The sequence below is a fragment of the Faecalibacter sp. genome, from assembly GCF_057177045.1.
In genome coordinates this window covers 1399139-1422192 of record NZ_CM169987.1, presented here as the reverse complement: position 1 = coordinate 1422192, position 23054 = coordinate 1399139, and the positions used below count along the sequence as shown (strand labels likewise).

Here is a 23054-nt window from a genome sequence, read left to right as displayed (position 1 = left end):
TTGAACTGAACGTCTTTGCTTATTTATTTTGAGATAAAATTCTGAATAACTTCTAAAGTTTTCTTTTTAGCCGTTTCTAAATCATCGTTTAAGAGCATAATATCGAATTGAGGCGCAGTTTCCATTTCGATTCCTGCTTTATCAATGCGTTGTTTCAATTTATCCTCACTTTCAGTATTACGAGAAATTAAACGTTCTTTTAAAACTTCTAATGATGGTGGATTAACGAAAACGGTTAAACATTGTTCACCATATAATTTTTTGATGTTTAAAGCGCCTACCACATCAATATCAAAAATTACTGAATTTCCATTTTCTGTGATACGTTCTACCTCAGATTTTAACGTCCCATAGAAATTGTTGGTGTACACTTCTTCGTACTCTACAAATTCATTATTGTCAATTTTAGTTTTAAATTCTTCTGGTGTGATGTAATAATAATCTTTCCCATGAACTTCACCTTCTCTTTTTTCACGCGTTGTACAAGAAATTGAAAATTGGATGTTATCCATTGTTTCTAAAGCATGTTTTACCAACGTCGTTTTTCCCGCTCCTGAAGGTGCTGAGAATACGATTAATTTTCCTTTAGTCATTTTAATATTATAAAACGTTTAATGATTGTTCTTTAATTTTTTCTAATTCATCTTTCATTTGAACTACAATTTTTTGCATGTCCGCATGATTTGATTTAGAACCCAACGTATTAATTTCACGACCAATTTCTTGAGAAATAAATCCTAATTTTTTACCGTTTGATCCCTCTTCGTTGATTTGTTGTATAAAATATTCACAATTGTTCTTTAAACGAACTTTTTCTTCTGTAATATCTAATTTTTCCAAGAAATAAATCATTTCTTGTTCATATCGGTTTTGATCGATTTCTGCTTTTAATTCCTCTAAACGTTTTGTAAATCGTTCTTTAATGGTTACAATACGTTCGCCTTCAAATTGATCCACTTGTGTTAATAATTGAAGAATATTTTCTACATAACTTGTCAATTCTTTTTCAAGAACAGCACCTTCATCAGCACGGTAAGTATTTAAAGCATTAATGGCTTCGATAACAGTTTCTCGTATAGCAGACCATTCTTCATCCGATAAGTCTTCTTGCGAAAAATTCATTACATCAGGCATACGCATGACAACTGGTAATAAATCAGCTTCAGATACATCTGGTGTAATTTGTTTAAAGTCCGCTATGTATTGCTTAATTAAATCTGCATTAAGTTTCTGTGTTCTAGCTGCTGGATTTAATTCTACTTGCATCGCGAAATCAACTTTTCCTCGTTGAACTTTTTCAGAAATAATATTTCTAATTTCTAGTTCTTTTTCACGGTAATACGATGGGATACGTGTATTTAAATCCAACGTTTTACTATTTAAGGAACGAATTTCTATCGTTATTTTTTTTTCTGGTAATTCTAATACAGATTTACCGTATCCTGTCATTGATGCGATCATATCATCGAAAATATTATAAGGTGTAAAATTACAATATTTTACAAGATTTCTTTAGCAAGTGTCGTATTTATTAATGGTTTAAAATAAAATAAGGCCCGTAAAGGCCTTATCTATATTTAGGATTCCTATTTAAATTAATGAATTCGATTTCCATTCTTCCAAACCATCGAAGGTTGTAATTGACCTTGATGATATATGATGTTTTGAAAATCTGTGGTTGGAAATGCAACAAAATCGGCTTTTTTACCAGTGCTTAATATCCCGCGATCTTCTAAATTTAAAGCTTTAGCCGCTCTAAATGTAATTCCAGCCAAAACTTCAGCTGTTGATAATTTTTGAAAAGCAGCCAAAATTGATGCTTGAGTGAGTAAGTCTCCCATAGGAGCAGAGCCAGGATTCCAATCGGAAGCAATGGAAACACAACATCCACGATCTAGTAATTTTCGAGCAGGTGCAAATTGCATTCCTAATCCAATTGATGCACCGGGTAATACAGTGGCAACAACATCTGAAAAGGCTAATTCTCGAACTTCCTTTTCATCCGAAAATTCCAAATGATCTGCACTTAATGCTTTATGTTTTATCGCCAATTGGCTACCACCTGTTGTAAATTGATCCGCATGAATGGTCAATTCAAAACCTTGTTTTTTAGCTTCAGTCAAATAATAATCACCTTCTTCCACTGAAAAAGCAGATTGTTCCACAAAAATATCCACACGCTTTGTGAGCTGTCTTTCTTTCAAGATAGGAAAAACTTTTTCAATCAATTCTCTTAAATATTCATGATTGGAACCAGTAAAATCTTGGGCTTTCATATGAGCACCAAGAAAAGTAGGAATCAAATCGATTTCACATTCTTGATTTGCTAAATTAATTCCTTCTAACATCTTAAGCTCACCTTCTACAGAAAGCGCATAACCACTTTTAACTTCAGCAGTCGTTGTTCCTTTACGAATAAGTTGTTCTGCGTTAGAAAGGGTTATGTCCTTTAATTCATCCGCAGATTTAGATCGGGTTTGAGTTACTGTAGACCAAATTCCACCGCCACTTTCAGCAATTTCTAAATAGGTTTTTCCATTCAATCGCATGGCAAAATCTTTAGCACGATTGCCACCAAAACAAATGTGTGTATGCGAATCTACAAACCCAGGTAAAAGGACTTGGTCGCCTTCAATTTCTTCCAAAGTTGCGTCATGATATTGTTCATTTAAGTTATGGTATGCTCCTACAGCAATTATAAGATCATTGTCTGTTACAATACCAGCATCTGTGATGATTTCGAGCTGTTCATCTTTTAAAGCTCCTTTTAAAGGTAAATGGGCTAATGTTAAAAGTTGTTTGAAAGGTCCGATTAATTTCATTTTGTGTTTTGTCTTATTGCGTTAAAAATACAAATAAAAAAACCTGCATCCATAGAAGCAGGTTATATTTTATTGTGTTACCAAACTGGTTTGATATAAAAGAGGATCTTTTCTTAGTTCATTATGTTGGGCAAGAGTTATATCTTCGTCCATGGAATCAAATAACGGTTGCTCATGAATGATTGTACGCGCAGTCGTTTCAGGCTTTGGTTGATTGTCAAATTTATAATTAAAACCAATACCTAATGTTTGTTTGATTTGAGTTTTCTTGATCTGGTCTTCATCGTACAATAAGTTAATAGCGACTTGTGCTGAAACAAAACGATTCACTTTTAAATCCAATAATCCCCAATAGGCAATATCCATATTTTGAGGTTGATCTAAATAATTGGCAAAAATTCCTAAGCGATTATCGTATGTAATGCCTTCCATAATCTGAAATTTGTATCGTGCACCGAGATAAGCTCCTAATTCAAAAAAAGAAGAATCGCCATCATTTTTTAACCCATAATTTCCAGCAAATTGTAAATCTTCATCTAAGACAAATGTTACTCGTGCAGTTAATGGATGAATATTAACTTGGAAGTTATCGTTCGGTTTATAGTCCATCCCAATTCCAAAACTTAAATATGCAGGAGCCATAAAACTAGAAATTTTAGTTTTTGGATCCGTACTATAATCATATCCTGCAGTAAATTGTGTCTTAAAATTAAGGGCTGCAGCTAAATACCAATTGTTACCTACATTGTATCCATAGGATGAATTCAGATCAATAATATCATTGGTTTTACGTGCTTCTTCACCTTTATTGGCTTGTACACCATAACCTAGGAGGATTCGGTTATCCCAAATGTGTTTTCCTTGAGTTAAGTTAAATTCATAATCTAAATTTCCATTCAGAGCGATTGAATTTACTCCACCGGCCATCCAATTGGAAAATGCACTTTGAGAAAACAATAATGAATTATTACCTGCAATAAACCAGCCTTCAGTACGGCCATCAAATTTTTTTTCTTTCAGATAACGTTGACTATCGGTCGTCACGCTTCCATCTTTCACAGCTTGTGAAAACACAAAATTGGTTGCAAGTAAAGAAAGAACGAAAGTTATTTTTTTCATAGTTGGTGATTGGCTTTTAAAAGAATTCGTCCAATACCGTTTCAGATTTTAAGTAAATAGAAGATTCATCCACTTCATCCTTCTCAAAAACTTTACGATAAGACTTCATATCTAATGGTTTGTGATTTTGAATATACGGATAAATTTCTATATTTTTTATAGGTTCAATCGGTTCTTTCTTCTTCTTTTTCTCTTTCTTTTTCGTACTATCAATTTTGTACGTCAGACCTATCCCTAATGTTTGTTTAAATTGCGTTTTTTTGATTTGATCTTCATCATATGCAACGTTAATTGTAAGTTGGGTCGTCATGAAGTTGTTAATCTTCATGTTGAGAACACCAGAATAGACCAAATCGACATTTAATGGTTTTTTGGAATAATTTGAAAAGATTCCAATGTTGTTGTCATACGTTACATTTTCAAACACTTTAAACTTGTAACGGGCACCAACATATGCACCAATCTCAAAGTACATCACATCACCATCTTCTTTTAATCCATAAGTACCTTTTTTTCGTAATTGTTCATCAGCTACAATTGTTGTTCTCGATGTAATAGGATGAATGCTTAATGAAAAATCGGCAGTAGGATTGTAATTGGCCCCGACCCCTAATGTAAGATATGCAGGTGCAAACAAGTTAGATTTTAAAGTTTTAGGCGTTGTCCCATAATCGTATCCAGGAGCAAATTGAGATCTTAAATTAGTAGAAGCCGTTAAATACCAACTTTTTTTCCATAGATAACCGTAGGATGAAGTGATATTAATATTATCCGATGTTTTACGTGTTCCATTGGTTTTATTATCCAAGAAACCGTATTCAAGAATAAAGCGATTGTCCCAAAGATTTCTTTTTTTACGGTAATTGAATTCATAATCAACTTTTGCAATAAAAGAGACTGAATTTTCCCCTCCAGCAATCCAATTGGAAAGAGTATTTTGATTGACCGTTAATGTATTAGTTCCGTAGATTTCCCATCCTGATTTTCGTCCTGTTGTATCCACTTTTGATTTTAAATACTTTCGACCATCAATGATTAGATTCCCGTTGGTATCTAAAAATTGGGCAGAAGAGCAGATGGATAAAAAGACGAATAGTATCGAAATTAGGAACTTCATTCAAAAAAAATATCTTTGTTTAAAATCGTATAATTTCAAACAAAGATATTTAATTATTTTAATGAGGCTTGGATTGGAATTAATTATTTTGCCAACCTTTAAACCATTTTACTAAAGTATCAATCCAATCTTGGCGATCATTTAAACATGGGATGTATGTGAATGATTCACCACCGGCATGTAAGAACTCTTCACGGCCTTCCATCGAAATTTCTTCCAATGTTTCTAAACAATCGGCTACGAAGGCTGGTGTACATACTGCTAATTTTTTCACCCCATTATTCTCTGGGAAATGTTCCAATGTTTCATCAGTATAAGGTCTAATCCAAGGATCTTTTCCTAAACGTGATTGGAACGAAGTATAGTATTTATCTTCTGGTAATTCTAAATATTCAGCGACCAATCGAGAGGTTTCTAAACATTGATTACGATAAGTCTCGATAGGTAATCCACTAATTTTTGCAGATTTTAATGCTTTTTTATCGTGACGTTCCGGAATTCCATGATATGAGAATAATAATTTATCGTATTCTTCTGGCAAATGATCTTTAATCGAGTCACCTAAAACCTTTACATAATCTGGGTGATTATAGAACGCTTTGATAAATTGTACATTAATGTCTTTGAATTTCTTTTTCTGAACTTCTAATACTTTATCCGCAACGGTTTCAGTAGTAGACATTGTATATTGTGGATATAAAGGAACAACTAAAATATCGCGAACACCTTGGTTGTATAATTCTTGGATTCCGAATTCGATTGATGGATTTTTATAACGCATCGCTAAACCAACAGGAATATCCATTTGATCTTGAATTCTTTTTTGTAAAATTTTAGAATATACGATTAAAGGAGAACCTTCATCTGTCCATATTTTCTTGTAGGCTTCAGCAGAATTAATTGGTCTTTTGGGTAAGATAAATAATTCTACAATCATTTTTCGAATGATCCAAGGCGAGTCAATTACTTTGGCATCCATTAAAAATTCTCGTAGATATGTTCTTACATCTTCAACATTAGTAGAGTCTGGCGAACCAAGATTTACTAATAATATTCCTTTACTCATAATTTCTTTTTATCTAAAAAAATATTGCGTTCTTTGTAGTCGTAAAATTACGAAGGAATAATTAAATTCTATCGAAAACGATTATCATTATAATTTATATCATTATTAACTATGTCTGATTTATTAAATCCAGATAAAGAATTTTATCCAGATGATGATTTAAACCACGAAAATACCGTTCGTCCCCAGACTTTTGATGACTTTGCGGGTCAAGAACATATTTTAGAAAATTTAGAAATTTTTGTAAAAGCTTCTAAATTACGTGGAGAAGCATTGGATCATGTGTTATTGCATGGACCTCCAGGTTTAGGAAAAACAACTTTAGCGAATATTATTGCCAACGAATTAGGGGTTGGAATTAAAATTACATCAGGTCCAGTGTTGGATAAACCAAGTGATTTGGCTGGTTTATTGACCAATTTGGAAGAGAATGATGTGTTATTTATTGATGAGATTCATCGTATGTCACCTGTTATTGAAGAATATTTATATTCTGCAATGGAGGATTTTAAAATTGATATTATGATTGAGTCTGGTCCAAATGCACGTTCTATTCAAATTGGTTTAAATCCATTTACATTAATTGGAGCAACCACACGTTCAGGATTGTTAACAGCACCGTTAAGAGCGCGTTTCGGAATCAATTTCCGTTTCGAATATTACAATGTCGAATTATTGAGTTCCATAGTTGAACGTTCGTCAGGAATTTTAGGAACGCCCATTGATTTGGAAGCAGCCATCGAAATTGCAGGACGCAGCCGTGGTACACCTCGTATTGCAAATGCATTATTACGTCGTACACGAGACTTTGCACAAATTAAAGGAGACGGAACTATTAACAAAGCCATTGCAGAGTTTTCGTTAAAAGCATTAAAAGTAGATGACAATGGATTGGATGAAATGGATAACCGTATTTTATCAACCATCATCGAAAAATTTAAAGGTGGACCAGTTGGTATTACAACATTAGCGACTGCAGTAGGCGAGAATGGAGGAACGTTAGAAGAGGTATACGAGCCTTATTTAATTCAAGAAGGTTATTTGATGCGTACGTCTCGTGGTCGTATTGCAACAGAGAAAGCGTACAAACATTTAGGGATTAATTATCGCGGTCAGAATCCAATGCAAACGGATATTTTTGATTTGTAGAATCGTCTAAGTTTATCGTTTTGAAAATAGTAAAAGTAATTTGTTACCTTTAAACTTTTCAGTCATTCAGAGCTTGTCAAAGAAAAAATAAGAGACCAAAGAATAATTTTCGATTTGGAAAAAAGAATATTGAATCGAGAATGGAAATATAAATCGATTTTTCAAAAATTTATAATTCATCATTATTAAAATGCATCTTCAAACAGAAGAACATATCAAAACAGAAAGAACCCAACGTATTAAAGCGAAAGCCGAAGCGTTGGGTTTTCTTTCTTGTGGAATTGCCGAAGCCGAATTTTTAGAGGAAGAAGCGCCTCGATTAGAATCATGGTTGAATCAAAATTATCATGGCGAAATGAGTTATATGGCGAATCATTTTGAGATGCGTTTAGATCCACGTCTATTAGTGGATGGCGCAAAATCGGTGATTTCCCTTTCCTATAATTATTATCAAGATTTAAATCGAAATCCTGAATCTTATAAAGTTGCCATGTATGCCCAAGGGGAGGACTATCACTTTGTGGTGAAAGAAAAGGTGCGCGAATTATTGGATTTTATCCAGGATGAAATAGGAGAGGTGAATGGAAGAGCATTTACCGATTCGGCCCCGATTATGGAACACGCCTGGGCGCGAAAAGCTGGTATTGGTTGGGTCGGAAAAAATTCATTGACCTTATCCAAACAAAAAGGTTCGTTTTTCTTTTTAGCCGAATTAATCTTGGATTTAGATTTAGTTTATGATCAACCCATGGAAACGGATCATTGTGGGAAATGTACCCGATGCATTGATGCTTGTCCGACTGAGGCGATTTTACCTAACCGTGTGGTGAATGGAAGTCAATGTATTTCGTATTTCACGATTGAATTGAAAGATCAAATTCCAACGGAAATGAAAGGGAAATTCGATGATTGGATCTTTGGTTGTGATGTTTGTCAAGAAGTTTGTCCTTGGAATAGATTTTCGCTACCAACGAAACAAGAACGATTTATTGGTCACGAAAAGATCAATCAAATGTCAAAAAAAGAATGGGAAGAAATCACCGAAGATGTATTTCGCGAAATCTTTAAAAAATCTCCGGTTAAACGCACTAAATATGTTGGTTTACAACGAAATATAGAATTTTTAAAAGAGAAATAAGTTGTTTTGGTTTATCATTTGATAATGTAGAATTAAACATTAGAAAATGAAAAATTTAATCAACCTATTTACTATTCTATTTTCAACAATCGTTTTTGCTCAGGTATCAACTACACGAATTAACGATTTTCGACTTGGAATGAAAAAGTCCGAATTAGAAAAAATTGTCGGTAAAACTATTCTTGTTAAATTAAATGATGGTTATCCAGTAGAAACTTCACATGTCGTTTACAAAGGCATTGTTTATGAAGTAAACTTTACTAAAGCTTATGATGATAATGGAAACGAATTAAAAGATTTTACAGTTTATTCCGTAACCTCTCAGGATCGTACACTTAAAACTCTTTCAGGAATTTCTATAGGAAGTTCGTTAGATGAGGTTTTAAATAAATATAAAAATAATAATATTTCGATTTATGATTCTTGGACTGAAAATTCTAAAAGAGATAAATCGACACGTTTGTTTTCCATTAACGATGATGAAGCAGGAACGCAATTAATTTTAACGATTAAAAATGGACGCGTTTCAGAATTTTATGTAAGTTACAATGAAGGATGTTAGTCTGAATAATGATATGTAAAAAATCCCAACTGAAAAGTTGGGATTTTTTATTTTAAATATTGTAATGCATTTACTTCTTTAAATTTTGGTGATCTTCTTAAGAAATCTTTAAAATACGCTGTGTGCGTTGCGCCCATTAAAATAAAAATTCGGTCATCTTTTGTGATTGGTACATAATTTAGATTCGCAAACATCATCAGATTTCTGTTGTAAATTTAAATTCTTATTTAAGAAAAAAATTCAAACTCCTAAAGATTATCTATTTGTGAAATCCGAAGGTCGTCAAGTGAAAATTGTTTTTGATGAAATCTTGTATATCGAAGGTTTGAAAGATTATTTAAAAAATTATTACCAAAAATTCGAAGTTATTGGTTTTAGAAACGATGAAAAGTTTCGAAGAACGTTTGCCATCTAATTTTAAACGAGAGCATCGTTCATATTTAATCAATACGAATCATTTAACTGCGATTGATGGAAATTCGGTTTATATAAAAGATAAATTGATTCCGGTAGGAGAAACTTATCGTAAAGAATTTAAAAATATGAACTTATGAAAAAAGCACTTCATTTGAAGTGCTTTTCGATTTATATATTTCTTGTTCTTTGGATTAAAACCATATCGGCAAGTGTCATTGCTGCTAAAGCTTCCACGATAGGAACAGCTCTTGGAACCACACAAGGATCGTGACGACCTTTTCCATGCATTTCAACCATATCGCCATTTGCATTGAGTGTCGTTTGTTCTTGCATTAATGTTGCAACTGGTTTGAAAGCTACTTTAAAATAAATATCCATTCCATTCGAAACTCCACCTTGAATTCCTCCAGAGAAATTTGTTTTAGTTGTTCCATCTGGATTGAATTGATCATTCATTTCTGAGCCTTTCATTGCAGTTGAAGCAAAGCCTTCACCGTATTCAAAACCTTTCACTGCATTGATGGATAACATCGCTTGTCCTAAACGAGCATGTAATTTATCAAAAATTGGTTCACCTAAACCAACAGGCACGTTCTGAATAACACATGTTACTTCGCCACCAATGGTATCACCTTCTTTTCGGATTTCTTTAATTCGCTCAATCATTTGTTCAGCAACAGCTAAATCAGGGCAACGAACTGCCGTTTCTTCGATTTTAGAAAAATCATATTTCGAGTAATCGTTGTCTAATTTAATCGCTCCAACACCGCTGACATAAGCCGTGATTTTGATATCAGGAATAATGTGTTTAGCAACTGCGCCACCCACAACCCAATTGGCTGTCTCGCGTGCAGAAGTTCTTCCACCTCCACGATGATCGCGGATTCCATATTTTTTGTCGTAAGTGTAATCCGCATGCGATGGGCGATAAACACCTTTGATATGATCGTAGTCGTGCGATTTTTGATTATCGTTTGGGATAATAAAACCAATAGATGCTCCTGTTGTAAAGCCATCCATAATACCCGATAAAAATTGTACAGTATCCGGTTCTTTACGTTGCGTTACAATAGCAGACTGTCCTGGTTTACGACGATCCAATTGTTGTTGTATCCATTCAAAATCCAATTGGATTCCACTTGGTACTCCATCAATCACGCCGCCTATTGCCACACCGTGGCTTTCTCCAAATGTTGAGATTTTAAATAATCTTCCGAATGAATTCAAATGATAACTTATTTTTTGAATTTATAAATCACCGCGTTTACATTCATTGTTGCTCCAACAGAAGCCATAATAATTGTATCATCGGTATTAAATCGATGAGGTTGTAATTGACCTTTCGCAATTAAATCAAACATTGTAGGAACAGTCGCTACCGAAGTGTTACCTAAAAATTGAACCGTCATAGGATCGATATTTTCAGGGGCTTTTTTTCCGTAACTTTTGTATAAACGTTCAATCATAGCATGATCCATTTTAGCATTGGCTTGATGCAATAAAATTTTATCGATATCATCAATATCTAAATTTGTATCATCCAATAAAGCCTTTAACGCTGGGGGAACATTCTTTAAAACAAATTCGTAAACTTTACGACCTTTCATCTGAATGTTTTTGGTTGATGCAGTGTAATTCGGGTTCAAAGACATTCCATTCTTCAAGAATTCAATTTCCTCACCAGTGTAGCTTAAAGTTTCATGATTTAAAATACCATATTTATAATCATCTTCTTTTGCTTCTAAAACAACAGCTCCAGCTCCATCTGCAAAAATCATAGCTGATCGATCATATGGATCAGAGGCACGAGATAAGGTGTCAGAACCAATAACTAAAACTTTTTTAGCGATAGAAGCTTGAATAAATTGGTGTGCTAAAATTAAACTTTCTACCCATCCTGGGCATCCAAAGGTCATATCATAAGGGATACATTTTAGATTTTTGATGCCTAAGTTGTGTTTTACTTTCGCAGAAATAGAAGGCATAATATCAATTTGGCGTCCAATTGGATCAATATCTCCAAAATTGTGCCCTACGATAATGTAATCTAATTCTTCAGGATTGATTCCTGATTCTTCAATAGCTTTTTTTGCAGCAATAGTAGCGATATCCGAATTTAATAAATCGTCTTCAACATAACGACGTTCTTTAATTTCTGTGATATCCTCGAATTTTTTTGTGATTTCTTGAACTGGTTTTTCTATTCGCTCACCTTTTTCATCGTAAAATTCGTATGTGTGGAAATACTCATTCTTGATGATTCTATTTGGTAAGTAATGCCCTGAACCAGTAATTACTGAATTTATCATATTAATGATTTCAAGTCTAATATTTCGAACAAAGGTAAACATTTCATCAAATTATAAAATAAAAATATGCGGTAACTCATTTTGAGTTTGACAAACAAGCATTAATTTAGCAGAATGAAAAAAAATCCATCATTATTAGGTTTATTAATTATTTTGGGAGTTCTAGGCGTTATTGTCATTATATATAACTTGTTTTTAAGTAAGAAAGATGGGTATATAATTGATAATCCAACGGAACAAATCATCAAAATGTCGATCAATCAACAAGAATATACAATTGCACCTCAACAACAAGTACGTCTTGATTTGGAAAGAGGGAAGCATAAAATTGCATATGAATTTGGAAATAAAAAGGTAGATACAGTGATCGAAATCAGAAGACCTTCTGGTGTAATTAATCCAACACTATCAGACTATTATGTCTTTACTCGCCCATATGGGGTGCGAAAAAACAAAGATTCAATTTTTACATCGCATCATATAGCAATTGATAATAAAGCATATTTAGGAATGATCACGAAGGAAGATGATTTATACATCGAAGATTTTTATTATAACTTGGATCAAGATTATCCTAAGATTTTCTTGAAAAGTGATGAGAAAAAAACTGATCTTTCAAAAATCTTTAACAAAGAAGATTTTAAACAATTCTATTTCGAAAACTACGAGTAATCACAAAATATAAGAAAACGATAATGGCAAAACACGATAATATCACTCCATACGATTCATCTGATTTAACAAAGAAAAAACAAGTAGAACAGATGTTTGATAACATTTCTCCGAAGTACGATTTATTAAATCGTATTCTATCTGGAGGAATTGATATCCAATGGAGAAAAGATGTCATTAAAATGGTAAAAGCAGCTAAGCCTCAAACCATTTTAGACATTGCGACAGGAACAGGAGATTTAGCCATTATGATGGCTAAGAATACCTCGGCTCAAATTACAGGTTTAGATTTATCTGCTGGTATGTTAGAAGTAGGGCGCAAAAAAGTACAAGCAGAGGGATTAACTAATCGTGTGGAAATGATCCAAGGTGATTCGGAAAATTTACCTTTTCAAGACAATACATTCGATTGTGTAACAGTATCATTCGGGGTTCGAAATTTTGAAAACTTAGAAAAAGGGTTATCAGAAATTCGCCGTATTTTAAAACCAGGTGGAACGTTTATAATTTTAGAATTTTCGTATCCAACAAGTTTCCCTATGAAGCAATTGTATACATTTTACTCAAAAAATATTTTACCTGCAATCGGGAAATTAATTTCAAAAGATCAGAGTGCTTATACGTATTTACCTGACTCTGTAGCAGCATTCCCACATGGTGAGGAAATGAAAAATATTTTAAAAAGTGTAAAATTTAATCAACCAATTGATAAAAAACTTACATTTGGAATTGCAAGCATCTATAAGAGTATAAAATAATATGGCTTGTAATACGTTGAACACTATATGAGAAAGAATTTACTAACTGCAATTGCTTTAATTACAGCCACTTTGGTAAGTGCGCAATTTAGACCAAACTCCGATAGAGAGTGGAATAGAACAGAGCAGGATGAAAAAAAGTTTTCATTTGGATATTACTTAGGGACAAATATTATGTCGTATAAAGTTTCTCCAAAAGCTCAAAATGATCATTTACCTAACGCGACATCCGATGACGATGGAGTGAACGATCATGGATTAGTTTATTTACAACAAGAATCTAAACCAGGATTCTCAGTTGGTTTAATGGGTAAATTGAGACTAACCGATAATATTGCTGTTAAAGTAGAACCAGGAGTACATTTTGCTCAAAGAAAGTTATTATTTCAAGTAAGGGATTTTGAAAATCCTGAAATCTATGAAAGAGAAGTTAAATCTACATATTTAGATATTCCGTTATTATTAAATTTTACAGGAGATCGTTGGTTTAATACTCGTCCATACCTTCAAGGAGGTTTCGGATATACCAATAATTTACAATCCAACGAGGATAAAGAAGATGATAACGGACAAGGTGTTTTCCGTACCAATACACATAATTTCAACTGGCAGGCTGAAATGGGAATTGAAATCTATTTCAAACGTTTCAAATTAACGCCTTCTGTAAAAGGAATATTCTTCTTCAATAACGAATTGGTTCCGGATAAAGCAGAGACTGTTGGTTTTGCGAATACATTAAATTCGTTACAAACTCGTGCAGTGGTCTTTTCATTGAAATTTGAATAATCACATTTAAAACCATAAATAAAATATAACCATGAACTTTGATTTAAACGAAGAGCAATTAATGATCCAACAAGCTGCTCGTGATTTCGCTAAAGCTGAATTATTGCCAGGTGTAATCGAGCGCGACGAAACTTCAACATTTCCTTATGATGCTGTAAAGAAAATGGGAGAGTTAGGATTTTTAGGAATGATGGTAGATCCTAAATATGGAGGTTCGGGATTGGATAGTGTCTCTTACGTCATTGCAATGGAAGAAATTGCAAAAGTAGATGCCTCTGCTGCAGTAGTAATGTCTGTAAATAATTCATTAGTATGTGCAGGGATGGAAAAATACTGTTCTGAAGAGCAAAAACAAAAATATTTAGTGCCTTTAGCTTCTGGTCAAGTGATCGGAGCATTTTGTTTATCTGAGCCTGATGCAGGATCGGATGCTACATCTCAAAAAACTACTGCGGTAGATATGGGAGATTACTATTTATTAAACGGAACAAAAAACTGGATTACGAATGGTGGAAATGCATCAACGTATTTGGTTATCGCTCATACTCATCCTGAAAAAGGACACAAAGGAATCAATGCCTTTATTGTCGAAAAAGGTTGGGAAGGTTTTGAAATTGGACCGAAAGAAAATAAAATGGGAATTCGTGGATCGGATACACACTCTTTATTCTTTAATGATGTAAAAGTTCCAAAAGAAAACCGTATTGGTGAAGATGGATTCGGGTTTACATTTGCGATGAATGTCTTAAACGGAGGACGTATCGGAATTGCTTCTCAAGCTTTAGGAATTGCACAAGGAGCTTATGAATTAGCATTAGAATATGCTAAAATTCGTAAAGCGTTTAAAACAGAAATTATTAATCACCAAGCAGTAGCTTTTAAGTTAGCTGATATGGCGACAAATATTTCTGCCGCACGTATGTTATGTTATAAAGCAGCCGCTGAAAAAGATGCTGGACAAGATATTTCGGTATCTGGAGCAATGGCAAAGTTATTCGCTTCCACTACAGCAATGAATGTTACTACTGAAGCAGTACAAATCCATGGAGGAAATGGGTATGTACGCGAATACCATGTAGAACGTATGATGCGTGATGCTAAAATTACTCAAATTTACGAGGGAACATCTGAAATTCAGAAGATTGTAATTTCTAGAGGTATCGCTAAAGGATAGTTATAAAAACTGAAATTTATCATATAAAAGGGATTCTGATTTAGAATCCCTTTTTCTGTTTGTATATTTGCCCCCTGGAAAAAATTTATCAAAGTCATGAAAATCTTTAGATTCGGACCAAAGGGTCAAGAAAAATCAGGAGTTATTATTAATGATAAGAAGTACGATGTGTCAGCTTCAGGAATCATTTATGATGAAAACTTCTTTGGAAATGAAGAGAAACAGAAACAATTAGAAGATTATATCGCGCAAAACATGGATGCTTTACAAGAGGTGAGCGATGATGTACGTATTGGTACACCATTAACTCGTCCAGGTAAAATTGTTTGTGTGGGATTAAATTTTGAAGATCACGTAAAAGAAACAGGTTTACAACAACAAGCGGAACCTATTATGTTCATTAAAGCGAATCAATCGTTTAATGGTCCTCAAGATGGAATTATGCAACCTTATGGTTCAACAAAAATGGACTGGGAAACAGAATTGTGTGTAATCATTGGTAAAAAAGCAAATAATGTGACGGAGGAAGAAGCTATGGACCACGTATACGGATATGCTTTAATTAATGATATTTCTGAGCGAGCGTTCCAAACAGAAAGAGGTGGAACTTGGGATAAAGGAAAAGGGTGTGATACATTTGCGCCAGTAGGACCTTTTATTGCAACAAAAGACGAAATTGAAGATGTAAATAATCTACGTGTTTGGTTAAAGTTAAACGGTGAAATGATGCAAGATGGAAATACAAAAGATTTCATCAATCGTATTCCAAAATTAATTTCTTACTTATCTCAATTTATGTCATTCTTGCCTGGAGATATTATTTCTACGGGTTCACCTGCAGGTTCAGGAATGGGGAAAGAGCCACAAATTTGGTTAAAACCAGGAGACATCATCGAGTATGGAATCGATGGTTTAGGTTCTACAACGCAAGAGATTTTACCATTTCGTAAAGATTAATCGGATTATATCAAATAAAAAGAGTAATTTTGCAAACGATTAATTCGTGATTGGCGCAAAATGTGGTCGAATTTCTATTAAATTTTGAATTGTTCTTTTACAATTCAAAAGGAATTCTTACATTTGCACCCCGATCGGATTGTCGGTAATTTATAAAATATTAAAAATCAAGATAGTGGACACGTTAAGTTACAAAACTACATCAGCCAACAAAGAAACTGCTCAGAAAGAATGGGTAGTTGTGGACGCTTCTGACTTATCATTAGGTCGTTTAGCGTCAGGTGTTGCGAAGCTTATTAGAGGAAAGCACAAAACGAATTTCACTCCTCATGCAGATTGTGGAGATAATGTAATCGTTATTAATGCTGAGAAAATTCAATTAACAGGAGGTAAATGGGATGATAAATTATACATCCGCCACACTGGTTACCCAGGAGGTCAAAGATCTTTAACTGCAAGAGAAGTTTTTGCTAAAGATCCAGCTCGTTTAATTGAGAAATCAGTTAAAGGGATGTTACCAAAAAACAAATTAGGTAGCAAATTATTAACTAATTTACACGTATTTGTAGGTTCAGAGCACAATCACGAAGCTCAACAACCAAAACAAATCGATATTAACGAATATTTATAATTAATTCTATGGCAATAGTTCATAAAATCGGACGTAGAAAAACTTCTGTAGCTCGTGTATATTTACAAGAAGGGAATGGAGAAATCTTCATTAACGGACGTGAGTTAGCAAACTACTTCCCAACTGCAGTATTACAATACAAAGTTGAACAAGCTTTTATCTTAACAGGTACTAAAGATAAATACAATGTAGATATCAAAGTATTTGGTGGAGGTATTACAGGACAAGCTGAAGCAATTCGTTTAGCGATTTCTAGAGCTTTATGTGAAATTGATGCAGATTTCCGTTTAACATTAAAACCAGAAGGGTTATTAACTCGTGATCCTCGTATGGTTGAACGTAAGAAATTCGGTCAGAAGAAAGCACGTAAGAAATTCCAATTCTCTAAACGTTAATTATTTCAATTTATTAAAAAATCCATTTTCCGTTGGTTTAGCATCTAAACAGTTAAGGCGAGATCTGTTCGACCACTTTTCTGTTGCTTGTTGAGATAACGGAACGTAAACTAAAAAAAAGAAAATGGCAAAAGTAAATGTAAAGGACTTATTAAATGCAGGTGTGCATTTTGGTCACTTAACAAGAAAATGGAATCCGGCTATGGCTCCTTATATCTTTATGGAGAAAAACGGAATCCACATCATCGATCTTCACAAAACTGCAGTGAAGTTAGATGAAGCATCTGAAGCTTTAGGAAAAATTGCTGCATCTGGACGTAAAGTTCTTTTCGTTGCAACTAAAAAACAAGCAAAAGATGTTGTAGCTAAGCATGCTGAAGAAATCAACATGCCTTACATTACAGAACGTTGGCCTGGTGGGATGTTAACTAACTTTGTTACTATCCGTAAAGCAGTTAAAAAAATGAACTCAATCGATCGTATGAAAAAAGACGGTACGTTTGAGACACTATCTAAAAAAGAAAGATTACAAGTTGATCGTCAAAGATTATCATTAGAGAAAAACTTAGGTTCTATCGCTGATATGACTCGTTTACCTTCTGCTGTATTCATCGTAGATATTGTACGTGAGCACATCGCAGTTGCTGAAGCTAAAAAATTAGGTATTCCAGTATTCGCTATGGTGGATACTAATACTGATCCTCGTTTAGTGGATTTCCCAATTCCTGCAAACGATGATGCTTCTAAATCTATCGATATCATCTTATCTACTGTAGCAGATTCAATCAAAGCTGGTTTATCAACTCGTAAAGCTGAGAAAGAAAAAGCAAAAGAAGATAAAGGAGCTGAAACAACAGAAGCTTAACATTAACTTGATGATCAATTCATCGATATAATATACATTGTAGCTCCTACATCTTTTGATGTATGAGCTACTTTTGTTTGAATTTTAAAGTAAAAAATAATAAATAAAAAATATTACTATGAGCTACAAAGCAACAGCCGCTGAGGTAAGTAAATTAAGAAACGCAACTGGTGCGGGAATGATGGACTCTAAAAAAGCTTTAGAAGAAGCTGGTGGAGATTTTGACAAAGCAGTAGAGGTATTACGTAAACAAGGTCAAAAAGTAGCTGCTAAAAGAGCTGACCGTGAGTCTACTGAAGGTGCAGTTATCGCTAAAATTAACGCTGACGCAACTAAAGGTGTTGTTATCGCTTTAAACTGTGAAACTGACTTCGTAGCTAAAAACGAAGCTTTCGTAGCTATGGCTAACGAAATTGCTGACTTAGCTTTAACAGTTAACACTAAAGAGGAATTATTAGCTTTACCATATGCTGGAATTACTGTAGCTGAGAAATTAACTGAGCAAACAGGTGTTATCGGTGAGAAAATCGAAGTTGGTGCATTCCAAGTAATCGAAGGTGCTTTAGTTAACGCTTACATCCACGCTGGAAACAAAATTGGTGCTGTAGTTTCTTTATCTGCTAATGTAGAAGGTGCTTCAGAAGTTGCTCGTGACGTTGCTATGCAAGTTGCTGCAATGAACCCAGTAGCTTTAGATGAGACTTCAGTTGAGCAATCAGTTATTGATACTGAGTTATCAATCGCTCGTGAGACTTTAGCTGCAGAAGGTAAACCAGAAAACATGATCGAAAACATCGCTCAAGGAAAATTACAAAAATTCTTCAAAGAGAATACATTAGTTCACCAAGCTTCTATTAAAGATGGTAAAACTTCTGTTAAAGATGTAGTAAAAGCAGTTAACGCTGACTTAACAGTTACTGGATACATCCGTTACAGCTTATAATAAATCGTAAGATTTTATAAATATATCATAAAGTGATCTCAAATCGAGGTCACTTTTTTTATTTGGTATAAGTTTTGGATTTGTATAATTAATATAATTGTTTATATTTGTTAGGATTACACGCTTATGAAATACATTCTACTATATATTACATTTTTGATTTTATCTTTTTCAGCAGTTCAAGCGCAACAAAGTGCATGGAGCAATACTGATCAAAATAATACATCATTATACCCTAATCCAGCTTCAAGTCAAGTTAACATTAAGTTTTCTCAACCGAATAAAGTTAGCTATGTCGCCATTTATTCTTTAATAGGGAATGAATTATTAAATAAAAAAGTAGATCAAAGTCCTAACTTTAAATTGAATATTCAAAATTTAAAGAAAGGGAAATACATAGTTCGTGTATTTAATGCTGATGGTTCAACAGAAGCATTGTCATTAATTAAAAATTAATTTTTCAACAGAAATATATAAGGTAAACGAAAGTTTACCTTTTTTTTATGCATAGCTGATTGCTAAAAAAAAAACTCTCTTTGAGTCAATTTAATATTCTTTTATAAAGAAAAGTAGTATGTATAATATGCAGGAAATAGATGAAATTTTAACAATGAAGTTATTTCATTAAGTATATCAACTTCAGACTTCTTGGAAATCAATCATAAAAAAGCTGTCAATTTTGACAGCTTTTTTCCTTCCTATTTAAATTATTTTTTTATTAATTTTTTCGTAACGATTTTTCCATTTTCTAGATGAATGGTTACAATGTATGTACCTGCAGGCAATTCTGCGATAGAAAATGTACGTTTTAAATTGGATTTAATTAATGCTCCGCTAATATTATAAAGGTTAGCAGATTTAAAGTTTTTTACTTCAATCGTAGCGATATCCGAAGTAGGATTCGGTGTGATGTTAACGCTTATTTCTTCTGGGATATAGTTTGTAGTAGATAGTTCAACCCAATTATTTTGTGCAACATCACCACCCCATGTTAAAGTCGCAAGATAAGGATTATCGATAAAAGGATTACGATTCCCTTGCAATTCAGAGATCACTTCATTACGTACCATTTCGATTTCAGATGGTGGATCCATAGCATTCCATTTTAGGAATAAATCGGGCATTCCTGGTGAAAAGGTATTCGTTCCTTCCCAAGCTACTCGATTAGGGTCACATATTTGAGAATCGGCATCATTGTAACGAATGTACATATACATCATGATACGAGCAACATCTCCAATCCATTCGTCACCTGGATAAAAGGCATAATTTCCGACTGTATACGCATTCCCTGAACCGTCAATGTAAGGACGATTGCTTCGCGAACTGTTCATTTGACGATCCACAGCTCTTAAATTGTGGGCATCTGTACCAGCACTTCTACTTGTTGTAATTAAAGCGGGTTCTGCTAATGATTTAGGAAAAACATGTTCTCTTTCCCAACGTCCTTCACAACTTCCGCATCCTCCATTATTGGTTAATGATTTATCGCGGCTGCGATGATTTTTTGCAACACTATTATCATCAAATCCGTAGATTAATAATACATTATTGCTATTTTCAGGATCTAAATCTGATACAACTAAAGCATCCCATACACCTGGCGTATACGTTAGTTTGTTGCGATGTGTAGCGATAACTAAATCGCTTAAATCTCCTTGTAGTTCTGTGTTGCTAACAGTAAAATCGATTCCGTCATAATATGCCGGAATTTGTGCACTAACACAAAAGGGTAATAGTAAAAATAAAAATTTTTTCATTTAATCGTTTGTAAATCGAGCAAATGTAAAATTTTTTATGAGATAAAATTATGATATTTAATTGTTTATAAATAATTTTTATTACATTAAAGTTTTAGTGAACTGTTTTGGAGTAATGCCATACTTTTTCTTAAATGCTGATATAAAATGAGATGGGTTTTCATATCCAATTTCAAAAGCAATATCTTTTACTTTCATTTGACCTTCTTCTAATCGAGCTTTGGCAAACTCTAATTTTTTATCCAATACAAAACCATACACTGTATTATTGTATAATTTTTTAAACCCATCTTTTAAAAGATATTCGGAAATCGAATATTTCTCACTTATTTCTTTCAGCGTTGGAGGATGGATCAAATTTTCTAAAAGCATATTTCGAATTTCCTTTATTTTCTTAGCTTGAATATCATTGGAAATAAAAGGGTTTTGATCTGTTTCTTCAATAGTAGGACTTGAAAAATAAAGGGTAAACAACTCGTACATTTTACCAATTAAATACAATCGTTCAAATTCTGGAGCCATTTTCATTTCTTCGATTTGTGATAATGCCAATTGAATTGGAGTAGTAAATATTTTTTCTTGATAGAATTGATTGAGATTAATATTCGATATAAAATTATCTTGTATGCCATGTTCGGCAAACAATTGATATAATTTTTCAATGGATAAAACCACAATACAAACCTTACTATCAGCATTAATATTTAAGTTTAAAGGAAGATCTAACGACGGATAATAAAATAAAAAGCTTCTTCCTTCTACGAGATTGATTTTATAAATACCATTATTAAAATTAAATGTTAAGGACCCCTTGGTACAGAAATAAAATTGTATATATCGTTTGTCAATTCCTTTCAGAATGGTTTCAGTAGATGCTGTATTATTGTCTAATAGAGCGATGAATACATCCTCAGAAACTTTATATTCTTTTATTATACTTTTATGGGTATTTTTTATATTCATAACATTTAATGAGTTTCGTCATATAAATAAGTGAAATTTCATACGATTCACTCTAAATAACGGATTTAGAACAAATTTAAGTATTAATTTATAATAATTCTAAAAAAGACTAAATTAACTTTTAGCGTTATTTTTTATGTTTAAAGGTATTTTCTCCTAAATGATTTGAAGTACTTTTGTATCAGTTTTTACAGATAATGACAATTAGAGGAAATAAAGAAGAACAGAAATTTTACGTGGTAGGAATTAGCTATGAAAAAGCTGATGCCGTTACACGTGGTAAATATACGTTTTTCCCAGAGCAGGTAGAAGCATTTACCAAAGATGCTCAAGACAATGGTCTTGAAAATTTCTTTGTAGTATCTACATGTAATCGTACAGAGTTCTATGGTTTTGCTGATAGCGAAGATCAGATTGTAGAACAATACTGTAAGTTTACAGAAGGTGATGCGAATGAGTTTCGTCAATTTATGATGGTTAAAGAGGGGGAGGATGCGATTACGCATTTGTTCCGTGTATCATCAGGTTTAGAAAGTCAAATTTTAGGTGATTTTGATATTATTGGACAAATCAAGATCTGGTTTGTACGTTTCAAAAAAATGGGCGCTTCAAATGCTTTTCTAGAGCGTTTGGTGAATACAGCGATTCAGATTTCAAAGAAAGTAAAAAATGAAACTTTCTTAAGTAATGGTTCTGCTTCAGTAGCGTATTCAGCTGTCAATTTTATTCAAAAAACACAACCTGATTTAGCAGGTAAAAATATTTTATTATACGGTATAGGTAAAATTGGACGTAATACATGTACCAATTTAGTGAAACATTATCCTAATACTAAAATTACTTTAATCAATCGTACAAAGGCAAAAGCAGAAGCAGTTGCCCTGAAACACGATGTAGAAGTAAAAGATCATAGCGAACTTCAAGAAGAGTTAAAAAATACAGATATTTTAATTGTAGCTACAGGAGCATCTTTCCATACAGTTACAGAAGATATGATTCCTTTTGATAAGGAAATGACGATTATCGACATGTCAGTTCCAGAAAACGTAGTTCATACATTAGCATCACGTGAGTCGATTCAATTAGTGAATGTCGATGGACTATCAAAAATGGTAGATGATACAATCGCTCAGCGCCGTAATGCGGTGCCTGAGGCGATTGCAATTATCGAAGAGTATTCAAATGAATTCTACGAATGGTTAGAAAATCGTGAGTTGGTGCCTGCAATTCAATCGTTCAAAAGTCGTTTAGAATTTCTACAACAACATGAATTAAATAACTTAAGAAAGGATAATATCGAGGTATCTGAAAACGAAATCATGTTAACGAATAAGTTAATGCAAAAGATCACTAATCAATTTGCTTCTTTCTTAATCGAGAATCGTGACGATTCAAAAGAAACGATCGAGTTAATCGAGAAAATGTTTCATCTAAAACAAGCTTAATTCAAA

Annotated in this window: 26 protein-coding genes; 15 read left to right on the top strand and 11 right to left on the bottom strand. The window is 33.3% G+C overall.

Annotated elements, in window-relative coordinates; translation table 11 throughout:
* Window positions 1-23: 23 nt before the first annotated feature.
* The 6 genes from gmk to hemH form a co-directional block, all read right to left on the bottom strand.
* Entirely contained in the window at window positions 24-593 is a 570-nt protein-coding gene (gene gmk / locus AC1QSP_RS06490) for a guanylate kinase (protein WP_484080298.1), read from the bottom strand.
* 7 nt (window positions 594-600) lie between these two features.
* On the bottom strand, window positions 601-1461 hold the full coding sequence (locus tag AC1QSP_RS06485) for a YicC/YloC family endoribonuclease (RefSeq protein ID WP_484080297.1): 861 nt from the start codon (window positions 1459-1461) through the stop codon (window positions 601-603).
* Between the two features lie 134 nt (window positions 1462-1595).
* Window positions 1596-2822 (bottom strand): imidazolonepropionase, encoded by a 1227-nt coding sequence (gene hutI, locus AC1QSP_RS06480; RefSeq protein ID WP_484080296.1) that lies wholly within the window; start codon window positions 2820-2822, stop codon window positions 1596-1598.
* 69 nt (window positions 2823-2891) lie between these two features.
* Window positions 2892-3941 (bottom strand): DUF3078 domain-containing protein, encoded by a 1050-nt coding sequence (locus tag AC1QSP_RS06475; protein WP_484080295.1) that lies wholly within the window; start codon window positions 3939-3941, stop codon window positions 2892-2894.
* 16 nt (window positions 3942-3957) lie between these two features.
* A complete protein-coding gene (locus tag AC1QSP_RS06470) occupies window positions 3958-5058 on the bottom strand; it encodes a DUF3078 domain-containing protein (RefSeq protein ID WP_484080294.1) in 1101 nt (366 codons plus the stop codon).
* Window positions 5059-5137: 79 nt separating this feature from the next.
* Entirely contained in the window at window positions 5138-6124 is a 987-nt protein-coding gene (hemH, locus tag AC1QSP_RS06465; protein WP_322969116.1) for a ferrochelatase, read from the bottom strand.
* A gap of 111 nt (window positions 6125-6235) precedes the next feature.
* Here hemH and ruvB point away from each other — a divergent pair, with 111 nt between their 5' ends.
* The 3 genes from ruvB to AC1QSP_RS06450 all read left to right on the top strand — a co-directional run bounded on the left by ruvB (window position 6236) and on the right by AC1QSP_RS06450 (window position 8973).
* Window positions 6236-7273 carry a Holliday junction branch migration DNA helicase RuvB gene (gene ruvB, locus AC1QSP_RS06460; protein ID WP_484080293.1) on the top strand — a complete coding sequence of 346 codons (1038 nt, stop codon included), beginning with the start codon at window positions 6236-6238 and terminating at the stop codon, window positions 7271-7273.
* 190 nt (window positions 7274-7463) lie between these two features.
* Complete coding sequence (gene queG, locus AC1QSP_RS06455; RefSeq protein ID WP_484080292.1) at window positions 7464-8411, top strand: tRNA epoxyqueuosine(34) reductase QueG; 948 nt, start codon at window positions 7464-7466, stop codon at window positions 8409-8411.
* A 46-nt stretch (window positions 8412-8457) separates the two neighbouring features.
* Window positions 8458-8973 (top strand): hypothetical protein, encoded by a 516-nt coding sequence (locus tag AC1QSP_RS06450; protein WP_484080291.1) that lies wholly within the window; start codon window positions 8458-8460, stop codon window positions 8971-8973.
* Window positions 8974-9020: 47 nt separating this feature from the next.
* On the opposite strand, the gene AC1QSP_RS06445 is transcribed toward AC1QSP_RS06450, so the two are convergent.
* Complete coding sequence (locus AC1QSP_RS06445; RefSeq protein ID WP_484080392.1) at window positions 9021-9173, bottom strand: DUF5694 domain-containing protein; 153 nt, start codon at window positions 9171-9173, stop codon at window positions 9021-9023.
* Between the two features lie 183 nt (window positions 9174-9356).
* On the opposite strand from AC1QSP_RS06445, the gene AC1QSP_RS06440 reads away from it, so the two are divergent.
* A complete protein-coding gene (locus AC1QSP_RS06440) occupies window positions 9357-9527 on the top strand; it encodes a LytTR family transcriptional regulator DNA-binding domain-containing protein (protein ID WP_484080290.1) in 171 nt (56 codons plus the stop codon).
* A gap of 31 nt (window positions 9528-9558) precedes the next feature.
* On the opposite strand, the gene aroC is transcribed toward AC1QSP_RS06440, so the two are convergent.
* Both aroC and AC1QSP_RS06430 read right to left on the bottom strand, forming a co-directional pair.
* The gene (aroC, locus tag AC1QSP_RS06435; protein ID WP_484080289.1) at window positions 9559-10617 is read right to left on the bottom strand and encodes a chorismate synthase; all 1059 of its coding nucleotides are present in this window, start codon (window positions 10615-10617) and stop codon (window positions 9559-9561) included.
* 8 nt (window positions 10618-10625) lie between these two features.
* The gene (locus AC1QSP_RS06430) at window positions 10626-11699 is read right to left on the bottom strand and encodes a 3-oxoacyl-ACP synthase III family protein (protein ID WP_484080288.1); all 1074 of its coding nucleotides are present in this window, start codon (window positions 11697-11699) and stop codon (window positions 10626-10628) included.
* A gap of 114 nt (window positions 11700-11813) precedes the next feature.
* Here AC1QSP_RS06430 and AC1QSP_RS06425 point away from each other — a divergent pair, with 114 nt between their 5' ends.
* The 10 genes from AC1QSP_RS06425 to AC1QSP_RS06380 all read left to right on the top strand — a co-directional run bounded on the left by AC1QSP_RS06425 (window position 11814) and on the right by AC1QSP_RS06380 (window position 19336).
* Entirely contained in the window at window positions 11814-12371 is a 558-nt protein-coding gene (locus tag AC1QSP_RS06425; protein WP_322969123.1) for a hypothetical protein, read from the top strand.
* Between the two features lie 23 nt (window positions 12372-12394).
* On the top strand, window positions 12395-13129 hold the full coding sequence (ubiE, locus tag AC1QSP_RS06420; protein WP_322969124.1) for a bifunctional demethylmenaquinone methyltransferase/2-methoxy-6-polyprenyl-1,4-benzoquinol methylase UbiE: 735 nt from the start codon (window positions 12395-12397) through the stop codon (window positions 13127-13129).
* Window positions 13130-13156: 27 nt separating this feature from the next.
* Entirely contained in the window at window positions 13157-13915 is a 759-nt protein-coding gene (gene porT, locus AC1QSP_RS06415; RefSeq protein WP_484080287.1) for a type IX secretion/gliding motility protein PorT/SprT, read from the top strand.
* Window positions 13916-13946: 31 nt separating this feature from the next.
* A complete protein-coding gene (locus AC1QSP_RS06410; protein WP_322969126.1) occupies window positions 13947-15089 on the top strand; it encodes an acyl-CoA dehydrogenase family protein in 1143 nt (380 codons plus the stop codon).
* Between the two features lie 96 nt (window positions 15090-15185).
* On the top strand, window positions 15186-16046 hold the full coding sequence (locus AC1QSP_RS06405) for a fumarylacetoacetate hydrolase family protein (RefSeq protein WP_484080286.1): 861 nt from the start codon (window positions 15186-15188) through the stop codon (window positions 16044-16046).
* A 175-nt stretch (window positions 16047-16221) separates the two neighbouring features.
* Window positions 16222-16677 (top strand): 50S ribosomal protein L13, encoded by a 456-nt coding sequence (gene rplM, locus AC1QSP_RS06400; protein WP_322969128.1) that lies wholly within the window; start codon window positions 16222-16224, stop codon window positions 16675-16677.
* Window positions 16678-16685: 8 nt separating this feature from the next.
* Window positions 16686-17072, top strand: a complete 387-nt coding sequence (gene rpsI, locus AC1QSP_RS06395) for a 30S ribosomal protein S9 (protein ID WP_121933518.1) — start codon at window positions 16686-16688, stop codon at window positions 17070-17072.
* A gap of 124 nt (window positions 17073-17196) precedes the next feature.
* Window positions 17197-17937, top strand: a complete 741-nt coding sequence (gene rpsB / locus AC1QSP_RS06390; protein WP_484080285.1) for a 30S ribosomal protein S2 — start codon at window positions 17197-17199, stop codon at window positions 17935-17937.
* A 118-nt stretch (window positions 17938-18055) separates the two neighbouring features.
* Window positions 18056-18880 (top strand): translation elongation factor Ts, encoded by an 825-nt coding sequence (tsf, locus tag AC1QSP_RS06385; protein WP_484080284.1) that lies wholly within the window; start codon window positions 18056-18058, stop codon window positions 18878-18880.
* A 126-nt stretch (window positions 18881-19006) separates the two neighbouring features.
* Window positions 19007-19336 carry a T9SS type A sorting domain-containing protein gene (locus AC1QSP_RS06380; RefSeq protein WP_484080283.1) on the top strand — a complete coding sequence of 110 codons (330 nt, stop codon included), beginning with the start codon at window positions 19007-19009 and terminating at the stop codon, window positions 19334-19336.
* A 251-nt stretch (window positions 19337-19587) separates the two neighbouring features.
* Here AC1QSP_RS06380 and AC1QSP_RS06375 read toward each other — a convergent pair whose 3' ends face one another.
* Both AC1QSP_RS06375 and AC1QSP_RS06370 read right to left on the bottom strand, forming a co-directional pair.
* Window positions 19588-20640: an endonuclease gene (locus AC1QSP_RS06375; RefSeq protein WP_484080282.1), complete on the bottom strand. Its 1053-nt coding sequence runs from the start codon at window positions 20638-20640 to the stop codon at window positions 19588-19590.
* An 81-nt stretch (window positions 20641-20721) separates the two neighbouring features.
* Window positions 20722-21603 carry a helix-turn-helix transcriptional regulator gene (locus tag AC1QSP_RS06370; protein WP_484080281.1) on the bottom strand — a complete coding sequence of 294 codons (882 nt, stop codon included), beginning with the start codon at window positions 21601-21603 and terminating at the stop codon, window positions 20722-20724.
* Window positions 21604-21800: 197 nt separating this feature from the next.
* Between AC1QSP_RS06370 and hemA the strand changes: the two genes are divergently transcribed.
* Window positions 21801-23048, top strand: coding sequence for a glutamyl-tRNA reductase (gene hemA, locus AC1QSP_RS06365; protein ID WP_484080280.1), 1248 nt, complete (start codon window positions 21801-21803; stop codon window positions 23046-23048).
* Window positions 23049-23054: the final 6 nt, after the last annotated feature.

Excerpts from the sequence above, each read along its gene's own strand:
- gmk (WP_484080298.1), bottom strand. The coding sequence starts at position 593 with ATGACTAAAGGAAAATTAATCGTATTCTCAGCACCTTCAGGAGCGGGA.
- AC1QSP_RS06485 (WP_484080297.1), bottom strand. The coding sequence starts at position 1,461 with ATGATCGCATCAATGACAGGATACGGTAAATCTGTATTAGAATTACCA.
- hutI (WP_484080296.1), bottom strand. The coding sequence starts at position 2,822 with ATGAAATTAATCGGACCTTTCAAACAACTTTTAACATTAGCCCATTTA.
- AC1QSP_RS06475 (WP_484080295.1), bottom strand. The coding sequence starts at position 3,941 with ATGAAAAAAATAACTTTCGTTCTTTCTTTACTTGCAACCAATTTTGTG.
- AC1QSP_RS06470 (WP_484080294.1), bottom strand. The coding sequence starts at position 5,058 with ATGAAGTTCCTAATTTCGATACTATTCGTCTTTTTATCCATCTGCTCT.
- hemH (WP_322969116.1), bottom strand. The coding sequence starts at position 6,124 with ATGAGTAAAGGAATATTATTAGTAAATCTTGGTTCGCCAGACTCTACT.
- ruvB (WP_484080293.1), top strand. The coding sequence starts at position 6,236 with ATGTCTGATTTATTAAATCCAGATAAAGAATTTTATCCAGATGATGAT.
- queG (WP_484080292.1), top strand. The coding sequence starts at position 7,464 with ATGCATCTTCAAACAGAAGAACATATCAAAACAGAAAGAACCCAACGT.
- AC1QSP_RS06450 (WP_484080291.1), top strand. The coding sequence starts at position 8,458 with ATGAAAAATTTAATCAACCTATTTACTATTCTATTTTCAACAATCGTT.
- AC1QSP_RS06440 (WP_484080290.1), top strand. The coding sequence starts at position 9,357 with ATGAAAAGTTTCGAAGAACGTTTGCCATCTAATTTTAAACGAGAGCAT.
- AC1QSP_RS06430 (WP_484080288.1), bottom strand. The coding sequence starts at position 11,699 with ATGATAAATTCAGTAATTACTGGTTCAGGGCATTACTTACCAAATAGA.
- AC1QSP_RS06425 (WP_322969123.1), top strand. The coding sequence starts at position 11,814 with ATGAAAAAAAATCCATCATTATTAGGTTTATTAATTATTTTGGGAGTT.
- ubiE (WP_322969124.1), top strand. The coding sequence starts at position 12,395 with ATGGCAAAACACGATAATATCACTCCATACGATTCATCTGATTTAACA.
- porT (WP_484080287.1), top strand. The coding sequence starts at position 13,157 with ATGAGAAAGAATTTACTAACTGCAATTGCTTTAATTACAGCCACTTTG.
- AC1QSP_RS06410 (WP_322969126.1), top strand. The coding sequence starts at position 13,947 with ATGAACTTTGATTTAAACGAAGAGCAATTAATGATCCAACAAGCTGCT.
- AC1QSP_RS06405 (WP_484080286.1), top strand. The coding sequence starts at position 15,186 with ATGAAAATCTTTAGATTCGGACCAAAGGGTCAAGAAAAATCAGGAGTT.
- rpsI (WP_121933518.1), top strand. The coding sequence starts at position 16,686 with ATGGCAATAGTTCATAAAATCGGACGTAGAAAAACTTCTGTAGCTCGT.
- rpsB (WP_484080285.1), top strand. The coding sequence starts at position 17,197 with ATGGCAAAAGTAAATGTAAAGGACTTATTAAATGCAGGTGTGCATTTT.
- tsf (WP_484080284.1), top strand. The coding sequence starts at position 18,056 with ATGAGCTACAAAGCAACAGCCGCTGAGGTAAGTAAATTAAGAAACGCA.
- AC1QSP_RS06380 (WP_484080283.1), top strand. The coding sequence starts at position 19,007 with ATGAAATACATTCTACTATATATTACATTTTTGATTTTATCTTTTTCA.
- AC1QSP_RS06375 (WP_484080282.1), bottom strand. The coding sequence starts at position 20,640 with ATGAAAAAATTTTTATTTTTACTATTACCCTTTTGTGTTAGTGCACAA.
- AC1QSP_RS06370 (WP_484080281.1), bottom strand. The coding sequence starts at position 21,603 with ATGAATATAAAAAATACCCATAAAAGTATAATAAAAGAATATAAAGTT.
- hemA (WP_484080280.1), top strand. The coding sequence starts at position 21,801 with ATGACAATTAGAGGAAATAAAGAAGAACAGAAATTTTACGTGGTAGGA.